We start from the raw sequence: 16891 nt of genomic DNA on the forward strand, positions 1-16891 counted from the left end.
AAAAAGGGCGCGGCATTCACTGCCACGCCCTTTAATTCAGTTTATCAGCTGCTTTAGTGCGCTGTCGCGCCCGAGGTTCCTGCCTCTTTCGCAAGGGCTTTGGCTGCAGCTTCTTCCGCCGCTTCATCCCATTCGACAGCTTCCGGTTTGCGCACCAATGCATGTTCCAGCACTTCGGACACATGGCTTACGGGGATGATTGTCAGCCCCTCTTTCACGTTGTCCGGGATCTCGCGCAAATCTTTTTCGTTCTCTGCCGGGATCAGCACGGTCTTGATGCCTCCACGCAGCGCCGCCAGCAGCTTTTCTTTCAAGCCGCCAATGGCCAACGCATTACCGCGCAGCGTAACCTCGCCCGTCATGGCGATGTCTTTCTTCACCGGAATGCCAGTCAGCACGGACACGATGGATGTTACCATCGCAAGACCCGCCGAAGGACCATCTTTCGGCGTCGCACCTTCTGGTACGTGCACGTGGATGTCCCACTTTTCGAACTGGGGCGGCTTCACACCGATTTCAGGCGCAATCGAGCGGACATAGGAACTGGCCGCATCAATCAATTCCTTCATGACGTCACCCAGTTTCCCGGTGGTCTTCATACGGCCCTTACCCGGTAAGCGCAGCGCTTCGATCGACAAGAGATCGCCGCCAACGCTGGTCCAAGCCAGACCCGTTACGACACCCACCTGATCGGCGTCTTCAGCCAATCCAAAACGATGTTTGCGCACGCCCAGATAGTCGTCCAGAAGCTCTGGTGTGATCTCGACGCTTTCGACCTCTTTCTTCACCAGCTTGGTCACCGCCTTGCGGGCCAGTTTCGCAAGCTCGCGCTTCAGGTTCCGCACCCCGGCTTCGCGGGTGTAATAGCGGATCATATCCGTCAAAGCGCTTTCCGAGACCGAGAACTCGCCCTGCTTCAGGCCGTGGTCCTTGATGGTATCCGCCAACAGGTGACGGGTCGCGATCTCGCGCTTTTCGTCTTCGGTGTAGCCAGCCAGCGTGATGATCTCCATCCGGTCCAAAAGCGGGCCGGGCATGTTGTAGGAGTTCGCCGTGGTCAGGAACATCACGTTCGACAGGTCATATTCCACCTCAAGATAGTGGTCCACAAAAGTCGAGTTCTGTTCTGGATCAAGCACTTCCAGCATCGCAGAGGCGGGATCGCCACGGAAATCCTGACCCATCTTGTCGATTTCATCGAGCAAGATAAGCGGGTTCGTGGTTTTCGCCTTTTTCAGCGCCTGAATGATCTTACCGGGCATGGACCCAATATAAGTCCGGCGGTGACCGCGGATTTCGCTTTCGTCCCGCACACCACCCAGCGAGATGCGAATGAACTCGCGCCCCGTCGCCTTGGCAACCGATTTCCCAAGCGAGGTTTTACCAACACCCGGAGGGCCAACAAGGCACATAATCGGGCCTTTCAGCTTTTTCGAGCGTTGCTGCACTGCCAGGTATTCAACGATGCGTTCCTTGACCTTCTCAAGCCCATAGTGATCCGCGTCGAGCACCTTTTGAGCGTTGTTCAGGTCTTTCTTCACGCGGCTTTTCTTGCCCCAAGGCAGGCCCAGCATCCAGTCAAGGTAGTTGCGCACAACTGTGGCTTCCGCCGACATGGGCGACATGTTCTTGAGCTTCTTCAGCTCAGCATCTGCCTTTTCACGCGCTTCGTTCGAAAGCTTGGTTTCTTCAATCTTCTCTTCCAGCTCGGCCAGTTCATTCTGGCCCTCGTCGCCATCACCCAATTCCTTCTGAATGGCCTTCATTTGCTCATTCAGATAGTACTCGCGCTGGGTGCGCTCCATCTGGGATTTCACACGGGTCTTGATCTTTTTTTCGACCTTCAGAACGGACATTTCGCCCTGCATCAGGCCATAGACTTTCTCAAGCCGTTCAGACACGACAAAGGTCTCCAAAAGCTCCTGCTTCTGGTCCACTTCCACACCCAGATGACCGGCGACCAGGTCAGCCAGTTTATCGGGCGCGCGGGTCTCGGACACGGCGGCCAGCGCCTCTTCCGGGATGTTTTTCTTGATCTTGGCGTAACGCTCGAACTCGTCCCCAACCGAGCGCAGAAGTGCTTCGATCTCGTTCGGGTCGCCGGGGCGCTCATCAATGATTTCCGCAAAGGCTTCGAAATAATCTGCATTGTCCACATAGTCGGTGATGCGCACACGCGACTGGCCTTCGACCAGCACTTTTACAGTACCATCGGGCAGCTTCAGCAATTGCAGAACATTGGCCAAGACGCCAACTTCGTAGATGCCTTCAACATCGGGTTCGTCAATGGCGGGATCAATCTGGCTGGACAGCAGGATCTGCTTGTCATCCGCCATCACTTCTTCCAACGCGCGAACGCTTTTTTCGCGTCCTACAAACAGCGGCACGATCATATGTGGGAAGACCACAATGTCACGCAGCGGGAGGACCGGGAAGGATTGGCTCAGTTGCTCACTCATGGGTAATCCTTGTTATTGGGCAGGTGATGCGGCCCCGCTTTGCGGCAGCTCGGATCGCCTCCGGATTGTCAGCCTTCAGATGAAAGGCCGGTCACGCCTATCTGGGGGTATGATCAGCGGGTTTCAACCACCTGTCGGCCAGTCTTTCGCAGCATTGTGACGGTCTGTGCGAGGTTCCACAAGACGTCAGAAAAGGATATCCACAGGAAATACGGGCCAAGCCGCCCTAAAAGACGCCCAACGACAGTCCGGCAGCCAATGCGGCCCCCAATTCGCGGCATGGCGATAATTGATCATCGGTCAGTTTTTTGCGCGCGAGAATCTTCTCTGGCGTCTGCGCATGGGTGCAAAGCATCAATGCCGGCTGCACTTCGCGTAGCCGCCATCCCGTTGCGATCCGTGCCAATTGACGCGCCGCGCCCTGCCCGTCTGATCCGGCACATATCATCTGTGCATAGGGTCGGCCTTCGATCTTGCCCAACACCGGATAATAACAACGGTCGAAGAATTCTTTCATCTGCCCTGACAAGCTGGCGAGATTTTCGGGCGCGCAGAACAGATACCCGGATGCAGCCAGAAGATCGTCTGGCTGGGTGTCCTCGGCGCGCAACATACGCGCTGGACCTTCAGTGCGCGCCGCGTCAAAGGCCGCGTCTGCCATCTGTTGACTGCCCCCGGTACGCGAATGCCATATGATCAGAAGCTCAGCCATATCCCCTTATAGCGGATCAATATCCCCTTGGGCACGCCCGGCGTGAAAGTCAGCCTCCCACGCGTCGAAACGCCCTTCGGAAATCGCATCCCGCATGCCCTGCATAATCTCTTGGAAGTAATGCAGGTTGTGCCACGTCAGCAGCATGCCCGAAATCATCTCGTTCGAGCGGAAGACGTGATGCAGATAAGCGCGCGAGTAGTTGGAGCAGGCAGGACAGCTGCAGGTGTCGTCAATGGGGCGCGGATCATCTTGGTGGCGCGCGTTCTTGATGTTCAGAACGCCCATACGTGTCCAGACCTGACCGGTACGCCCCGAACGTGACGGCAGCACGCAATCCATCATGTCCACACCGCGTTTCACAGCGCCAACAATGTCGTCTGGCTTGCCAACACCCATCAAATAGCGCGGCTTGTCTTCAGGCAGATAACCCGGCGCGAAGTCGAGACAGTCAAACATTGCCTCCTGCCCCTCGCCCACGGCCAAACCGCCGATGGCATAGCCTTCAAAGCCGATGGCCTTCAGAGCTTCCGCACTTTCCTCGCGGAAATCACGCTCCAGCCCGCCCTGCATGATACCAAACAGCGCGTATCCCGGCCGATCCCCAAACGCGTCTCGTGATCGCTCGGCCCAGCGCATGGACAGGCGCATGCTTTCTGCAATCCGGTCGCGATCTGCTGGCAGTGCTGGGCATTCGTCGAAACACATGACGATGTCCGACCCCAACAGGCGCTGAATTTCCATCGATCGTTCCGGCGTCAGCTCGTGCTTGGATCCGTCGATATGCGATTTGAAGGTCACGCCCTTCTCGGTCAACTTGCGCAGACTTGCCAAGCTCATCACCTGAAATCCGCCGCTATCCGTTAAGATCGGCTTGTCCCAATTCATGAACTTGTGCAGCCCACCCAGACGGTCGATCCGTTCCGCTGTGGGACGCAGCATCAGGTGATAGGTGTTGCCCAGCAGAATATCGGCACCCGTAGCGGCAACGCTTTCGGGCATCATCGCCTTGACGGTAGCCGCTGTGCCTACTGGCATGAAAGCCGGTGTGCGGATGTCACCACGAGGCGTTGAGATCACGCCGGTGCGTGCCAGCCCATCAGTCGCCTTGAGCGTATACGAGAAGTTTTTCGTGCTTTGATCAGTCATGGCCGAGATGTGACCCAACACAGCCCGAAAGCCAAGAGCTTTTGTCAGACGGCCTTATCCCTCAGTGCCTGCTCCAACGTCGTCCATTTTGGACAACGCAGCCAGCACACCGGGTTCTTTCGAAAGGCGATCTGCCAGACGTTCCAGCCTTCTGCTGGTCAACATCAACTCAGTTGTCGTAATTGGATCGAGATAGGCCGCAAGGTCATAGGTAAAGTCCTGAACCATCTGCGCCGCTTCCGACAATTGATCAATCCGATTTTTTTCAACAGCCCCTCTACCAGAAGAGCCTTTAATATCCGTGGTCATGCCGCCACGATCCCCTTTTAATCCCCTATACCCGTAAACGATTGCACCAATCGAAAGTGCTTAGTCGTCCAGCCAGAATTGACCTACAACTATGGCGAAAATTTGCCACTTCTTCGTCAATATAAAGCTGAAGTCCATACGGACTTCTTAATGTGGATATATTAGCATCTCTTTGGTCTATTTACCATGTGGCACATTGCGGCTCTGGACCTCTGGACGCGTGAACCCTATATGTTTGCTCAGGATTAGAATGAGACAGACATGACCAACACAGCCGATACCCGGATCGAAGGGGAACCTCTGATCAAGCCGTCCAGCGTAGAACACCCGCTTTATGATGCGGTGGTTGACGCCTGCCGCACGGTCTACGACCCCGAGATTCCGGTGAACATCTACGATCTTGGTCTTGTTTACACCATTGAAATCAATGACCAGAACGAGGTCGACCTGATCATGACCCTAACTGCCCCCGGCTGCCCGGTTGCGGGCGAAATGCCGGGCTGGCTGGTCGAAGCGATTGAACCGGTCGCAGGTGTGAAACAGGTCAATGTCGAACTGACTTGGGAACCGCCCTGGGGCATGGAAATGATGTCAGACGAAGCACGTTTGGAGCTGGGCTTTATGTAAACGCCCAGCGCACCCTATTTGGGTTGCGCAATGCAGAACGCATCCGAAAAAGGTTGCACAACGTGAAACGCAACCAAAAAAGGTTGCATTTCGACAATCGCAACCTATTATGGTTGCAACATGACTGACAAACACACACATATCGCTGTCCTGACCGGGGACATCATCGGGTCCACCCAGATGAAGCCGGCTGATTTGGAACGGGCGTTCGACGCGCTGTCCGTCTCGGCAGAGGTTCAAGCCGATTGGCACGGAGAAGATCTACATTTCACACGGCAACGCGGGGATGGGTGGCAAGTCAGGCTCGCCCGCCCGGAACTGGCCTTGCGGTCTGCGCTCGCCTTTCGAGCCGCGCTGCGCTGTGAGGGAAAAGAGTTTTCGACGTTTATGGCTGTGGCTGACGGGGAAGCGGGACCGGTTCCGCAGGGTACCGATCTAAATGCCGCGTCGGAGGGAGTATTTGTTACGAGTGGTCGAATTCTAGATGCACTAAAAAATTCGGCCGCGAGTATGAAACTATATCACCAGATGAGCGGAACAACTGGTGCTGCATTTGCGTTGGCGGATCACATCTCACAAAGTTGGACCCCCGCTCAATCTGCGGCAATGCTCCTTGCATTGACACCGGCTCAGCAGCCCAGCCATTCTCAAATTGCCCGTTCTCTGGGCAAAACCCGACAGGCCGTGAGCAAGGCACTAGACGGAGCTGGAAGCGAGGCTATTCTATTCTCTCTCGCTGAAATTGAAGCCATAGGTCCAAAATGATTGAAACCTTCACAGCTCTCCTCTTTGCCCATGTGCTGGCCGATTTCGTGTTCCAAACCAAATGGATCAACGACAACAAGCACCGTTTCCCGGTCTTGCTGCTTCACGCGCTGATCGTGCTGATCACCGCACAGGCCGCGCTGGGCGTCTATGACGCGCCCGAGCTGTTGGGGCTTGCTCTCGTCCATCTGATCATCGACTGGATGAAGCAGTTTGGCGGGTTTCGGAAACTCTCGGGCTATCTGTGGGATCAGGCGGCGCATCTGCTGTCTCTTGCAGCTCTTGCCGCCTATGCCCCAACGCTTTGGGGCACATGGCCCGACACCGCCCTGCCCCTTATGGCGCTGGCCACGGGGTTTATCCTTGCCACGCGCGCGGGTGGGTTCGCCGTTGGGCTGCTTATGCAACCGCATTCGATGCGCATCCGCAACAACGGGCTAAAGGGCGGTGGCTGGACCATTGGTGTGTTGGAACGTGGATTGGTCTTTGTCCTGATCCTCGCCAACCTACCCCTTGGTGTGGGCTTCTTGATCGCTGCCAAATCCATCTTGCGCTTTGGTACTGCCAGCCGAGATCAACGCACTGCCGAATATGTGATCATTGGCACCTTGGCCAGTTTCGGCTGGGCGATCCTGGCGGGTTTTGCCACCCAAGGACTGCTTTCCCTATTTCCACCGCTTGAGATTACCGCTTGGCTTCCCTAAATTAGGGACAAGCGACAAGGATCACACATATGTTCGGCATTCCCGGCAAATCACCCATCACCATGACCCCAGCGGCCGAGGCTCAGATTGCCCGGCTGATGGAAAAAGACGGCCACAAAGGCCTGCGTATTGGCGTCAAGAAAGGCGGCTGTGCGGGGATGGAGTACACGATGGACTATGTGGACGACGTTGAAGCCCATGACGAGGTGGTCGAACAAGGTGGCGCACGGGTGATGATCGCCCCAATGGCGCAGATGTTCCTGTTCGGGACCGAGATTGACTATGAAGTATCGCTTCTGGAAAGCGGCTTTAAGTTCAACAATCCCAACGTGACCGAGGCTTGCGGCTGTGGTGAATCGATCAAATTCGACGACACGTTGTCAGCAGCACCCGCGGATCTGAACGCCCCTCCTAAATTCTGATGGCTGTCACGGACAGCGACATCGCTTTCGTCAAAGAGCTGTTTTCCGGCCTTGGTCCGCTGACGCATCGCAAGATGATGGGCGGCGCCACGTTTTACTGCGACGGGCAGGTCTTTGCGATCCTGTCCAGCGAGGGCGAGGTCTTCCTAAAGGCAAAAGGCGCATTTGCAGACGCAATGGCCGACGCGGGCAGTCGCATTTTTGGGATGGGCGGCAAAACCATGGGATACTGGACCTTGCCCGAAGACGCTTTGGACGACCCCGAACTTGCGACCGATTGGGCCCGCCGCGCGCTGGACGCGCTTTAAGAGGCGTTCTGCGCCATCAGGTGCAGATAGGTTTCATCAAACCGCTTCTTCATGTGATCGCCAGCCAGAATGACGTGATCCGCGCCTTTAGGGGCCACGTTCGTATCGTGATTGGGATTGAAGAACATCGGAACTGAAATCCGTTCATCCCCGGACCCCACAACGCGGTGAAGCGTCGCTTTCACTCGGGTTTCGGTCCACATTTCAAGCATCTCGCCGAAATTGATGACAAAATCCCCAAGGGGCGCATCAACTGGCAACCAAGTCTCATCCGCCCCCAAAACCTCAAGCCCGGCCACACCGTCGGATGCCAGCAACGTCACGCAGCCGTAATCCGTGTGCGCCGCAATGCCGAAATCCTTATCCCCTGCCCAATCAGGGCGCGGCGGATAGTAGTTTCCACGCAAAAGCGCCATGGGGCGGGTAAAGGCTGCATCAAAATAGGTCTCATCCTCGCCGATTGCGGCTGCAATACCGCGCAGCACACCCATCGCGACGCCCAGCGCTTTGGAATAGTAGGCTTGGATGGCTTCTTGGAAGCCCTCAAGCTCTGGCCATTGGTTGTCGCCATAGACCAACAGGTTTTCGGCACGCAAAGGATCGTCAGCAGCCAGTTCAAAGCCGCAATCAAACACCTCTTTGAAGTCCGGGTTGGCATCCGGGTCCACCTGTTCGCTTCCGGCAGCGCCCCAGCCACGGTTGGCACCGGTCTTGGCCATGTTGACAGCTTCCTTCAGGCCCTTGGGCTGGTGAAAGAAATCACGATACATCGCGATTGTTGCGGACAGTTCTTCGTTGCTGATGGCCGTGTTGTGAACGGTCAGAAACCCAACCTCTTGCACGCCGCGCAGAAGCTCCTGCATCGTGGCGGGGTCACGGGCATCGATCAGGGCAGCATCCAGTCTGGGGATCATTTTGGGCCTCGCAGATAAACTTGTCCGCTTCTACATCACAGGCCCCACGGATCAATCGCAAAATGGCCGCAGGGCTTGACGCCTCGTGCCCTGCATCGGAAAACGGGCGTAACTTGAAAAGGGAGATCGACATGCGGCGCAAGATGGCAGCTGGCAACTGGAAAATGAATGGCATCCAGGACAATCTGGCCGAGTTGAGCGCTTTGGCGCAAAGCTTTGCAGATGCAAATTGCGACATTCTGATCTGCCCCCCGGCGACGCTGATCCACCGTGCGGCTGAGATGTCGGGCCCCTCTATCGCCATTGGTGGGCAAGATTGCCATCAATCCGAGACCGGCGCACATACTGGCGACATCTCGGGCCAGATGCTGAAAGACGCGGGCGCGACACATGTTATTCTTGGTCATTCGGAACGCCGTGAAGACCACAACGAAAGTGACCACGACGTGCGGCTTAAGGCCAAAGCCGCGATCAAAGCTGGTTTGAAGGTTGTCATCTGCTGTGGCGAAAGCTTGGAAGAGCGTGAAGCCAACAACACGCTCGATATTATCGGCGGACAACTCGCCGGGTCTATCCCGGATGAAGTGACCGGCGAAAACCTTATCGTTGCCTATGAGCCCATCTGGGCCATTGGTACCGGCAAGGTGCCAACGCTGGACCAAATCGGCGACGTGCATGACTTCATTCGCGCACGCCTTGAACGCCGGTTCGGCGAAGGTGTCGGGCGTTCCACCCGCGTTCTTTATGGCGGTTCGGTCAAACCCAGCAATGCGGCCGATATCTTTGACGTGTCCAACGTGGACGGCGCCTTGGTCGGTGGCGCAAGCCTTAAGGCCGATGATTTCGGCCAGATCATCACCGCATTGGGCGCGGCCTGACGTCTGTGGACCCAATCTGTACAAAAAGAAAACCCCGGCCCAGCGCTGGGGTTTTTGCAACTTGACAGTCCGCTACATTTATTTAACATCGCAACTGTTATTTATGGGAGCCCGTGATGAACTATGACGATCTGGCCGACTGGCAAAAGAAAGCCGCCGACTGGGCGCGCGATTATCACGCGGGCCTGCGCGACCGTCCGGTGCGCCCAGATCTGGCCCCCGGTGAATTTCTGTCCAAGATCGAAGCTCCGGTTCCCGAAGCCCCCGAGCCGGTAGAGACCATTTTCGACGACTTCACCCGCCTTGTGCCTGACGCCATGACTCATTGGCAGCACCCGCGCTTCTTTGCGTATTTCCCGGCAAATGCGGCCCCCGCTTCGATGCTGGCCGAACAGCTGGCAAACGCCATGTCGGCCCAAGCCATGCTGTGGCAAACCGCCCCTGCCGCCAATGAGATGGAAGATCTAGTGATCCGCTGGCTGCGCGACGGGATGGGGCTTCCCGCCGATTTCACCGGCACCATTCATGACAGCGCGACGACCGCCACGTTCTCGGCGGTAACCACAATGCGCGAGCTTGCTTTGGATCATACGGGCATCACCAAGGGCCTGTCGGGCGCGCCGCAGCTTCGCATTTATGCCAGCGCGCAAACCCATTCCAGCGTTGATAAAGCGGTGCGTCTGTCGGGCATCGGGCAGGACAACCTTGTGAAAGTGCCCACCATTCCCGGACATGCCACGTGGTCGATGGACCCGAAAGCTCTGGATCGCTTGATCCGCGAAGACATAGACGCCGGGCGCAAGCCAGCGGGTGTGGTGCTTTGCGTCGGCGGCACCTCAATCGGGGCATGTGATGACATTGCCGCCTGCATCAAGGTCGCCCACAGTCACGGGCTGACCGTGCATGTGGACGCGGCATGGGCAGGGTCTGCAATGATCTGCGAAGAGTTCCGGAACCTTTGGGCGGGGATCGAGGACGCCGACAGCATCATCTTCAACCCGCATAAATGGCTGGGCGCTCAGTTCGACTGTGCCGTGCAGTTCCTGCGTGACCCCGGCCCGCAGATCGGGGCAATGGGACTGCGCCCGGAGTATCTGAAAACACAGGGCGCGGACGAGGTTGTGAACTACAACGAATGGACCCTACCCCTTGGCCGCCGCTTCCGTGCGTTGAAAATCTGGTTCCTCTTGCGTGCCGAGGGCCTGTCTGGCTTGCGCGCCCGCATCCGCAATCACGTCGCTTGGGCGAATGAGGCCAGCAACGCCATCGCCGCCCTGCCGGGCTTTGAAATCACCACGCCCCCAATCCTGTCACTGTTCAGTTTTCGCTATCGTGACGACGCACAATCAGCAGAGCTGCTGGAGCGCGTGAACCGCGATGGGCGCATCTATCTGACCCAGACCCATCACGATGGACAGTTCGTCATTCGCGTGTCTGTAGGACAGTTCAACTGCACGCGAGAAGACGTGATGACCATCCCATCTGTTTTGGCAGAACTGACAAAAGATCTGTAACCACAGGAAATATTTACATTTTCATGACTATGCTCTATCTTGAAGAGGCTGGTGTCACGGGCAACTGACATTTTATTGACCAAAGCCCGGCACACCCAAGCCTGTATCGCCCCTTATATTAGAGGCAAGCGAGAGAGGGTATTCACATGGATCAGTTCCGTGAACATTTTCTGGGCCGTCACGCTGAAAACCTATCGGACAGCTGCACTGCCCAACACACTGACACTCTGCCCGATCGGCATCTTTTCGGGCAGCATTTCACGTTTCGCGAATATGTGGCCGACGGGGTTGTGCATGGGTTTGGGGTGATCGCCGCGCTGATCGGATCGATCACGTTGATCCTTTGGGCCTCAGGCGATGCGGATATGGGGCGTCTTCCGCCACTTCTTGTCTACGGCATCGGGATGGTCGCCAGTTTCGCCCTATCCGCCGCCTACAACATGACCCTTCACACATCTGCCCGTTCTGTCCTTCGCCGCTTTGATCATGCGGCGATTTTTCTTTTTATTGCAGCCACCTACACGCCCATCGCGCTGATCGGGATAGGGGGCGGCACCGGCATGGCATGGGCGGCTCTGATCTGGACCGTCGCGCTTGTTGGCATGACGCTGAAGCTCTTCTTCCTGTGCCGGTTCGAACGTACAGGCTTCATGCTGACCCTCATGCTGGGCTGGATGGGCGTTCTGATGATCGGCCCGCTTCTGGCCAGTGTCAGTCTTGGGGTGCTCATCTTACTGGTGGGTGGTGGGTTTCTGTTCACCATCGGCACGCTGTTCCATTTGCGTGATCATTGGCCGTTTAATCGGGCGATTTGGCATGTGCACGTATTGCTTGGGGCTGCTGCGCATTACGCCGCTGTGGTGATCGTTGCTTGGTCATAGCAGCGTGTTACATTCATCAACCCTGATCCGAAAAACGTCATTTCCCATGACGCAAACGGGATAGAATCCTGTGCTGGCGCCTCCAATAGTTAACCTGTGGAGGAAACAAATGGATCGACTGGATTGGAAGATCTCGATCGTTGTGCGCACCATTGGCGCAGAACGTGGCCGCGCGGCACGAGGCCGCCCCTGCTGAAGTCATTTCTAAGGACATGACAATTCAGCAGGAAGGACAAATCCATATGACAACTAAAACTTCACGCCGCTCTGGTGGACGGCAGGCACGACAAGCGCTGCGTGCGGCCCCGTTGGCCAAAGAATCCCGCCCCGTGCGCGCAGGCCTTGAGGGCGGCGCTTACAAACCCCTGACACAAGCAGGCATGGAACGCATCCACCAAGCGGCACTGGATGCGCTTGAGCAAATCGGTCTGGCAGATGCGCCGCCATCGGGCATCGACATCATGACCCGTGCGGGCGCTATTCTGGGCGATGACGGGCGTCTACGGTTCCCACGCGCATTGGTCGAAGACATGCTGGCCAAAGCAGCCAAGGGCATCACGCTGTGCGCACGCGACCCCCAACATGATCTGAACCTATCGGGCAACCGTGTTCACTATGGCACGGCCGGGGCGGCGGTGCATGTGGTCGAACCAGACGGCAAGGAATATCGCGACAGCACAGTGCAAGATTTGCATAACGCGGCCCGCATTGCGGACCAGCTGGACAACATCCACTTCCTGCAACGCCCCATGGTCTGCCGAGACATTCTGGACAATCGCGAGATGGATCTGAACTCGATCTATGCCTGCGTTACCGGGACGAAGAAACATATCGGCGTGTCTTTCTCTGAGCCCGATTTTGTCGAAGACGGGATCGAGCTGTTGCACATGATGGCCGGGGGTGAAGACGCATGGCGCGCGCGTCCATTTGTGTCGAACTCAAATTGCTTTGTGGTGCCTCCGATGAAATTCGCCACCGAAAGCTGCGAAGTGATGGAGAAAGTCATCGCTGCCGGCATGCCAGTATTGTTGTTGTCCGCCGGTATGGCGACGGCCACCGCGCCCCCCACATTGGCGGGCACGATTGTGCAGGCCGTGGCAGAGTGTCTGGCAGGCGTGGTCTATGTCAACGCGATCTCGCCCGGTCACCCTGCTATTTTCGGCACATGGCCCTTTGTGGTCGATCTGCGATCTGGCGCAATGTCGGGTGGGTCGGGCGAACAGGCTTTGCTTGCCGCAGGGTGTTCGCAAATGCACCAGTTCTACGGGCTTCCCGGTGGCGCTGCGTCTGGGTTTTGCGATTCCAAGCTTCCTGACATGCAAGCAGGGTGGGAGCAGATGTGCTCGAACGTGATGGCGGGGCTGTCGGGTTTGAACATGGTCTATGAGGCTGCCGGCATGCATGCGTCCCTTCTGGGGTTCTGCCATGAAAGTCTGATCTTGGGCGACGACATCATTGGGCAGGCATTGCGCTGTATACGCGGGATTGAGGTGACGGAAGACGCAGTAGATTCTGGATCTTATGCGGTCGGTTTGTCTGGAAGGTCCCGGTCATTATCTTGGTGCAGATCAAACGCTGAGCCTGATGCAGACAGAGTATGTCTATCCAAACCTTGGGGATCGTTGTTCGCCCAAGGAATGGGCGGAAGTGGGCAAACCTGACTTGGTGTCTGCGGCCACCGCGCGCAAAGAAACCATCCTTGCGGAGCCATCGCAGGCGCTTCTTGATCCGCGTGTCGACGCTGCAATACGTGAGCGTTTCAACATTCACTTGCCGCGGTAAGCAACTGACCAAATGAATAAAAAGGGATCGGGTCACCCCGGTCCCTTCTAAAAATCAGCTGCCTTCAGTTTCGGCTTTCTCTTCCAGAAGCAACCATTCTTCTTCAGAAGCCGCCAGCTTTTGTTGGCGTTCGGCCAGACCCTCGGACGCTTTCTTGAACTTCACCGGCTCTTTCGAGAAAAGCTCAGGATCCATCATAAACTCTTCCAGCTTTGCGATCTCTGCCATCAAGCGATCGATTTCACCCGGAAGCGCTTCCAGCCGATGTTTTTCCGTGAAACTCAGCCCTGTCGTGGGCTTCTGTTCCTTGGGTTTCTCTTCCCGAACGGGCTTGGCTTTGTCGCTTTTCTTTGGGCTTGGCTCTGACACATCTAGCCGTTGATCGCGATAATCAGACCAGCCACCGGCGTAAGCTGTGGCGATCCCGTCCCCTTCCATCGCGATGGTACGCTCGGCGACACGATCCAGGAAATCCCGGTCGTGGCTAACCACCAAAACCGTTCCATCAAAGCCTGATATCAGCTCTTGCAACAGATCAAGCGTTTCCACGTCCAGATCGTTTGTCGGTTCATCCAGCACCAGCAGGTTGGATTCCCGCGCCATAATACGGGCAAGGATCAAACGGGCCTTTTCACCGCCAGACAGGGACCGCACAGGCGCGCGGGCCTGTTCATCCGAGAACAGAAATTCTTTCAGATATCCGACGACGTGTTTTGGGTTGCCTCGCACCATCACCTGATCGGATTTGCCCGAGATGCTCATTTCAGGGTCCGAGGTCAGGTTTTCCCAAAGGCTGGCATTTTCATCCAGCGTTGACCGGTTCTGGTCGAAGACCGCCATCTCAATCCCGGTGCCAAAGGACACGCTGCCAGTGTCAGGTCCTTCCTGTCCGGTGAGCATTTTCAGAAGCGTGGTTTTACCTGCGCCATTCGGTCCAACAAAAGCGATGGTTTCCCCACGCATCACACGCAAATCGAAGGGTTTTAGGATCAACTTATCGCCATAAGACTTTGAAATTCCTTTAGCTTCGATCACTTTTCGGCCTGACTTGGGCCCAGCCTCAAGCGCCATTTCGGCCGCACCCTGCCGTTTGATCTGCGAGGCCCGATTGGACTTAAGATCCTGCAAAGCACGCAACCGTCCTTGATTGCGTTTGCGACGCGCCGAGATCCCTCAACCGCCCAGCGCGCTTCCGCTTTGATTTTACGGTTTAGTTTGTGACGGTTCTGATCCTCTTCGTCCCACATCTTGTCGCGCCATGCTTCAAAATGTTCGAACCCTTTTTCCTGTCGGCGCACCTCGCCCCGGTCAACCCAAAGCGTTGCACGGGTCAGGGCACGCAAAAAGGCCCTGTCGTGGCTGATCAGAACGAAACCAACGCGCGTTTGCTTTAGCTCGTTTTCCAGCCATTCAATCGCCTGAATGTCCAGATGGTTGGTGGGTTCGTCCAGCAACATCAGCTTTGGCGCTTCGGCCAGAAGTTTGGCCAAAGCCGCACGGCGACGTTCACCACCAGATGCAGTCGCAACCGGCGTGTCCAAACGCATCTTCAGCCCTTCTGCCACACGCTCAACAAGGTAATCCTCTCCGGGTTCCAGTCCGGATGCTGCAAACTCTCCTAAAGTCTCAAACGCAGACAAATCGGGGTGTTGATCCATGTAGCCAACCGTCACGCCCGGCGACAGAACACGGGTTCCGCTGTCAGGTTCGACCATGCCCGCCATGATCTTCACAAGCGTCGATTTGCCGGACCCGTTGCGCCCAACAAGCGCCACGCGATCACCGGGCTGAACCACAAGGTCCAAGCCGTTGAAAATGGGATCGCCGCCAAAGGTCAGGGCGATGTCGTTCATTTGAAGAAGGGGTACACGTGCCATGCCGCCGGGTTACGGTCTTGTGCGCATCTGGTCAAGGCGATGTAAGGGCAGACACTCAGGTAGTGGGCGCGACGGCCCTAAGAAGGCGTGCACGCGCTGGCGGGACCGAGGCGATTTCCACTCCGGTGAACACGTGGAGCGTATTCAGATCATGATCCACCACCGCGTGATCGGATACCCATCCCCCCATCATCAGATAGGTGCGCAGCAGGGGTGGTAGCCCCAGCATGGCGCGTTTCGCATCCGGCTTACGGCGTAGACGTTGCGCAAAACGAAAAACCTTGGGGGCTTTGACACGGGGCAGCCAGCGTTTTGGCGCAATGTGGCGGTCCCGTAACAATGCAAACGTATCCAGATACCTCGCCTCGTCCGTTCCTTGGAAGGATGAGCACCCAAACATCAGGCCAATGTTTTCTGCATCCACGTAGCGCGTCATCGCCCCCCAAGCGACGCGCAGTATATCGGCCCCATCCTGTGCATCCGGGTCGATACAGAACCGCCCCATCTCGATCATCGGGTCCGAATAGTCGCGAAGCGCTGAAAGCTCGTAGAATTGCGCAGAGTAGCTGTCTCCGATGGATTGCCCGTTCTGAAACGGCATCAAGCGAAAACAGGCAACCAGCTTTCCAGTGGTTTGGTCCTCGACCAGCACATGGCGGCAAATCTCGTCATAAGGGTCGCTGTCCGACCCTTCGCCCGTACGGAAACATCTGTGACGCAACGCTTGTGCTGCGCGAATGTCGGCGAGCGTTTCGTCAAACCGTGCCCGATACCGGGGCGTGTTCAGTGTCGGCATATCGTGCCTCCGCCAATGGCGTAATCTGCTTGGGTTAACATATGTGGTCGACCCGTTGTGCCGACAAGACATGACATCCAAATGACGTGGCGAAAACGTGCGTCGCGGCAGGCAACAGCCCACCCCATACAAAAAAGGCGCCGGATGACCGACGCCTTGTTGTTTGGATGACTGCAATCCTTAGCCACCGCCAAGTTGCTCAGCCAAGTCGATGCGCCCGAATGAGCCAAAGAGCTGACGCAGGAAGCTAACACCTTTGATGTTACTTTCGGTCACGCGACGCTCAAGCACGACGACGCGGCCATCTTCAAGTCCGAAACGTTCAATATTCTCGACACGCCCAGTGCCATCGAAGCTGATGGCCAGCACTTCACGGTCGATCTCTTTCGGCGCATTGTAAAGATAATGCTCGAATCGCGAGCGCACAAAGTAGTAGCCGCTATCCGCCAAAAGCCCCGAAGTACCGGGCTTGCCGATGGCCTCGGCCACGGTTTCGCGTGTATCCTTGCCGACAACCAGAAGATCTACATCCTCTTTCACCGGCATATATCCGTGATTGCGATAGGTCGCTGCACAGGCGGCCAGAGAGATCGCAAGCGTTGCCATTGCGACGGCCTTGCCAGCTTTCTTCAGCCCATCCGTAAGATAAGACATATGCTCCCCTTGCGTTCTGCCCATGCTTCTGGGTATCGGCTTATCGCAGGAATGGCCACGGTTCAAGAAACGATACTGATCTTGTTTCTCGTTGGTGAGGATTACCACCATATCCGCCCGCTAAAGGTCAGGAGAAACGT

At 56.7% G+C, this 16891-nt stretch carries 15 protein-coding genes and 2 pseudogenes; 9 read left to right on the forward strand and 8 right to left on the reverse strand.

Annotation, left to right across the window (positions count from 1 at the left end):
* Positions 1-53: 53 nt before the first annotated feature.
* From lon to AC0L6A_RS11155, 4 genes are all read right to left on the reverse strand, one after another.
* The gene (lon, locus tag AC0L6A_RS11140) at positions 54-2459 is read right to left on the reverse strand and encodes an endopeptidase La (RefSeq protein WP_473290048.1); all 2406 of its coding nucleotides are present in this window, start codon (positions 2457-2459) and stop codon (positions 54-56) included.
* 226 nt (positions 2460-2685) lie between these two features.
* Entirely contained in the window at positions 2686-3171 is a 486-nt protein-coding gene (locus tag AC0L6A_RS11145; protein ID WP_473290050.1) for a flavodoxin family protein, read from the reverse strand.
* 6 nt (positions 3172-3177) lie between these two features.
* Positions 3178-4320: a tRNA guanosine(34) transglycosylase Tgt gene (gene tgt, locus AC0L6A_RS11150; protein ID WP_473290051.1), complete on the reverse strand. Its 1143-nt coding sequence runs from the start codon at positions 4318-4320 to the stop codon at positions 3178-3180.
* A gap of 54 nt (positions 4321-4374) precedes the next feature.
* Positions 4375-4629, reverse strand: coding sequence for a hypothetical protein (locus AC0L6A_RS11155; protein ID WP_473290053.1), 255 nt, complete (start codon positions 4627-4629; stop codon positions 4375-4377).
* A gap of 261 nt (positions 4630-4890) precedes the next feature.
* On the opposite strand from AC0L6A_RS11155, the gene AC0L6A_RS11160 reads away from it, so the two are divergent.
* From AC0L6A_RS11160 to AC0L6A_RS11180, 5 genes are all read left to right on the forward strand, one after another.
* Complete coding sequence (locus AC0L6A_RS11160) at positions 4891-5256, forward strand: SUF system Fe-S cluster assembly protein (protein WP_473290054.1); 366 nt, start codon at positions 4891-4893, stop codon at positions 5254-5256.
* A 120-nt stretch (positions 5257-5376) separates the two neighbouring features.
* Positions 5377-6021 carry a hypothetical protein gene (locus tag AC0L6A_RS11165; protein ID WP_473290056.1) on the forward strand — a complete coding sequence of 215 codons (645 nt, stop codon included), beginning with the start codon at positions 5377-5379 and terminating at the stop codon, positions 6019-6021.
* A complete protein-coding gene (locus AC0L6A_RS11170) occupies positions 6018-6725 on the forward strand; it encodes a DUF3307 domain-containing protein (RefSeq protein WP_473290057.1) in 708 nt (235 codons plus the stop codon). The genes AC0L6A_RS11165 and AC0L6A_RS11170 overlap by 4 nt, the downstream gene beginning before the upstream one ends.
* Positions 6726-6754: 29 nt before the next feature.
* Positions 6755-7147 (forward strand): HesB/IscA family protein, encoded by a 393-nt coding sequence (locus AC0L6A_RS11175; protein WP_473290058.1) that lies wholly within the window; start codon positions 6755-6757, stop codon positions 7145-7147.
* Positions 7147-7455, forward strand: a complete 309-nt coding sequence (locus AC0L6A_RS11180) for a TfoX/Sxy family protein (protein ID WP_108856649.1) — start codon at positions 7147-7149, stop codon at positions 7453-7455. Before AC0L6A_RS11175 ends, AC0L6A_RS11180 begins: the two co-directional genes overlap by 1 nt.
* On the opposite strand, the gene AC0L6A_RS11185 is transcribed toward AC0L6A_RS11180, so the two are convergent.
* Positions 7452-8369, reverse strand: a complete 918-nt coding sequence (locus AC0L6A_RS11185; RefSeq protein WP_473290060.1) for an isopenicillin N synthase family dioxygenase — start codon at positions 8367-8369, stop codon at positions 7452-7454. The genes AC0L6A_RS11180 and AC0L6A_RS11185 overlap by 4 nt on opposite strands.
* Before the next feature lie 131 nt (positions 8370-8500).
* On the opposite strand from AC0L6A_RS11185, the gene tpiA reads away from it, so the two are divergent.
* From tpiA to AC0L6A_RS11205, 4 genes and pseudogenes are all read left to right on the forward strand, one after another.
* The gene (tpiA, locus tag AC0L6A_RS11190; protein ID WP_473290061.1) at positions 8501-9247 is read left to right on the forward strand and encodes a triose-phosphate isomerase; all 747 of its coding nucleotides are present in this window, start codon (positions 8501-8503) and stop codon (positions 9245-9247) included.
* Between the two features lie 116 nt (positions 9248-9363).
* Positions 9364-10761 (forward strand): pyridoxal phosphate-dependent decarboxylase family protein, encoded by a 1398-nt coding sequence (locus tag AC0L6A_RS11195; protein WP_473290062.1) that lies wholly within the window; start codon positions 9364-9366, stop codon positions 10759-10761.
* A gap of 146 nt (positions 10762-10907) precedes the next feature.
* Positions 10908-11642: a PAQR family membrane homeostasis protein TrhA gene (trhA, locus tag AC0L6A_RS11200; protein ID WP_473290064.1), complete on the forward strand. Its 735-nt coding sequence runs from the start codon at positions 10908-10910 to the stop codon at positions 11640-11642.
* A gap of 242 nt (positions 11643-11884) precedes the next feature.
* Positions 11885-13424: pseudogene (locus AC0L6A_RS11205) on the forward strand (trimethylamine methyltransferase family protein).
* A 54-nt stretch (positions 13425-13478) separates the two neighbouring features.
* Here AC0L6A_RS11205 and AC0L6A_RS11210 read toward each other — a convergent pair.
* The 3 genes and pseudogenes from AC0L6A_RS11210 to AC0L6A_RS11220 all read right to left on the reverse strand — a co-directional run bounded on the left by AC0L6A_RS11210 (position 13479) and on the right by AC0L6A_RS11220 (position 16751).
* A pseudogene (locus AC0L6A_RS11210) lies at positions 13479-15301 on the reverse strand (ABC-F family ATP-binding cassette domain-containing protein).
* A 55-nt stretch (positions 15302-15356) separates the two neighbouring features.
* Positions 15357-16097 (reverse strand): GNAT family N-acetyltransferase, encoded by a 741-nt coding sequence (locus AC0L6A_RS11215; RefSeq protein WP_473290065.1) that lies wholly within the window; start codon positions 16095-16097, stop codon positions 15357-15359.
* Positions 16098-16277: 180 nt separating this feature from the next.
* A complete protein-coding gene (locus AC0L6A_RS11220) occupies positions 16278-16751 on the reverse strand; it encodes an outer membrane protein assembly factor BamE (protein ID WP_473290066.1) in 474 nt (157 codons plus the stop codon).
* Positions 16752-16891: the final 140 nt, after the last annotated feature.

It is taken from the genome of Aliiroseovarius sp. D2-2, assembly GCF_055809455.1.

Bases quoted from the DNA above. Each gene is read 5' to 3' on its own strand.
- tgt (WP_473290051.1), bottom strand. From the start codon at position 4,320: ATGACTGATCAAAGCACGAAAAACTTCTCGTATACGCTCAAGGCGACT.
- AC0L6A_RS11215 (WP_473290065.1), bottom strand. From the start codon at position 16,097: ATGCCGACACTGAACACGCCCCGGTATCGGGCACGGTTTGACGAAACG.
- trhA (WP_473290064.1), top strand. From the start codon at position 10,908: ATGGATCAGTTCCGTGAACATTTTCTGGGCCGTCACGCTGAAAACCTA.
- AC0L6A_RS11175 (WP_473290058.1), top strand. From the start codon at position 6,755: ATGTTCGGCATTCCCGGCAAATCACCCATCACCATGACCCCAGCGGCC.
- lon (WP_473290048.1), bottom strand. From the start codon at position 2,459: ATGAGTGAGCAACTGAGCCAATCCTTCCCGGTCCTCCCGCTGCGTGAC.
- tpiA (WP_473290061.1), top strand. From the start codon at position 8,501: ATGCGGCGCAAGATGGCAGCTGGCAACTGGAAAATGAATGGCATCCAG.
- AC0L6A_RS11145 (WP_473290050.1), bottom strand. From the start codon at position 3,171: ATGGCTGAGCTTCTGATCATATGGCATTCGCGTACCGGGGGCAGTCAA.
- AC0L6A_RS11220 (WP_473290066.1), bottom strand. From the start codon at position 16,751: ATGTCTTATCTTACGGATGGGCTGAAGAAAGCTGGCAAGGCCGTCGCA.
- AC0L6A_RS11165 (WP_473290056.1), top strand. From the start codon at position 5,377: ATGACTGACAAACACACACATATCGCTGTCCTGACCGGGGACATCATC.
- AC0L6A_RS11185 (WP_473290060.1), bottom strand. From the start codon at position 8,369: ATGATCCCCAGACTGGATGCTGCCCTGATCGATGCCCGTGACCCCGCC.
- AC0L6A_RS11180 (WP_108856649.1), top strand. From the start codon at position 7,147: ATGGCTGTCACGGACAGCGACATCGCTTTCGTCAAAGAGCTGTTTTCC.
- AC0L6A_RS11155 (WP_473290053.1), bottom strand. From the start codon at position 4,629: ATGACCACGGATATTAAAGGCTCTTCTGGTAGAGGGGCTGTTGAAAAA.
- AC0L6A_RS11160 (WP_473290054.1), top strand. From the start codon at position 4,891: ATGACCAACACAGCCGATACCCGGATCGAAGGGGAACCTCTGATCAAG.
- AC0L6A_RS11170 (WP_473290057.1), top strand. From the start codon at position 6,018: ATGATTGAAACCTTCACAGCTCTCCTCTTTGCCCATGTGCTGGCCGAT.
- AC0L6A_RS11195 (WP_473290062.1), top strand. From the start codon at position 9,364: ATGAACTATGACGATCTGGCCGACTGGCAAAAGAAAGCCGCCGACTGG.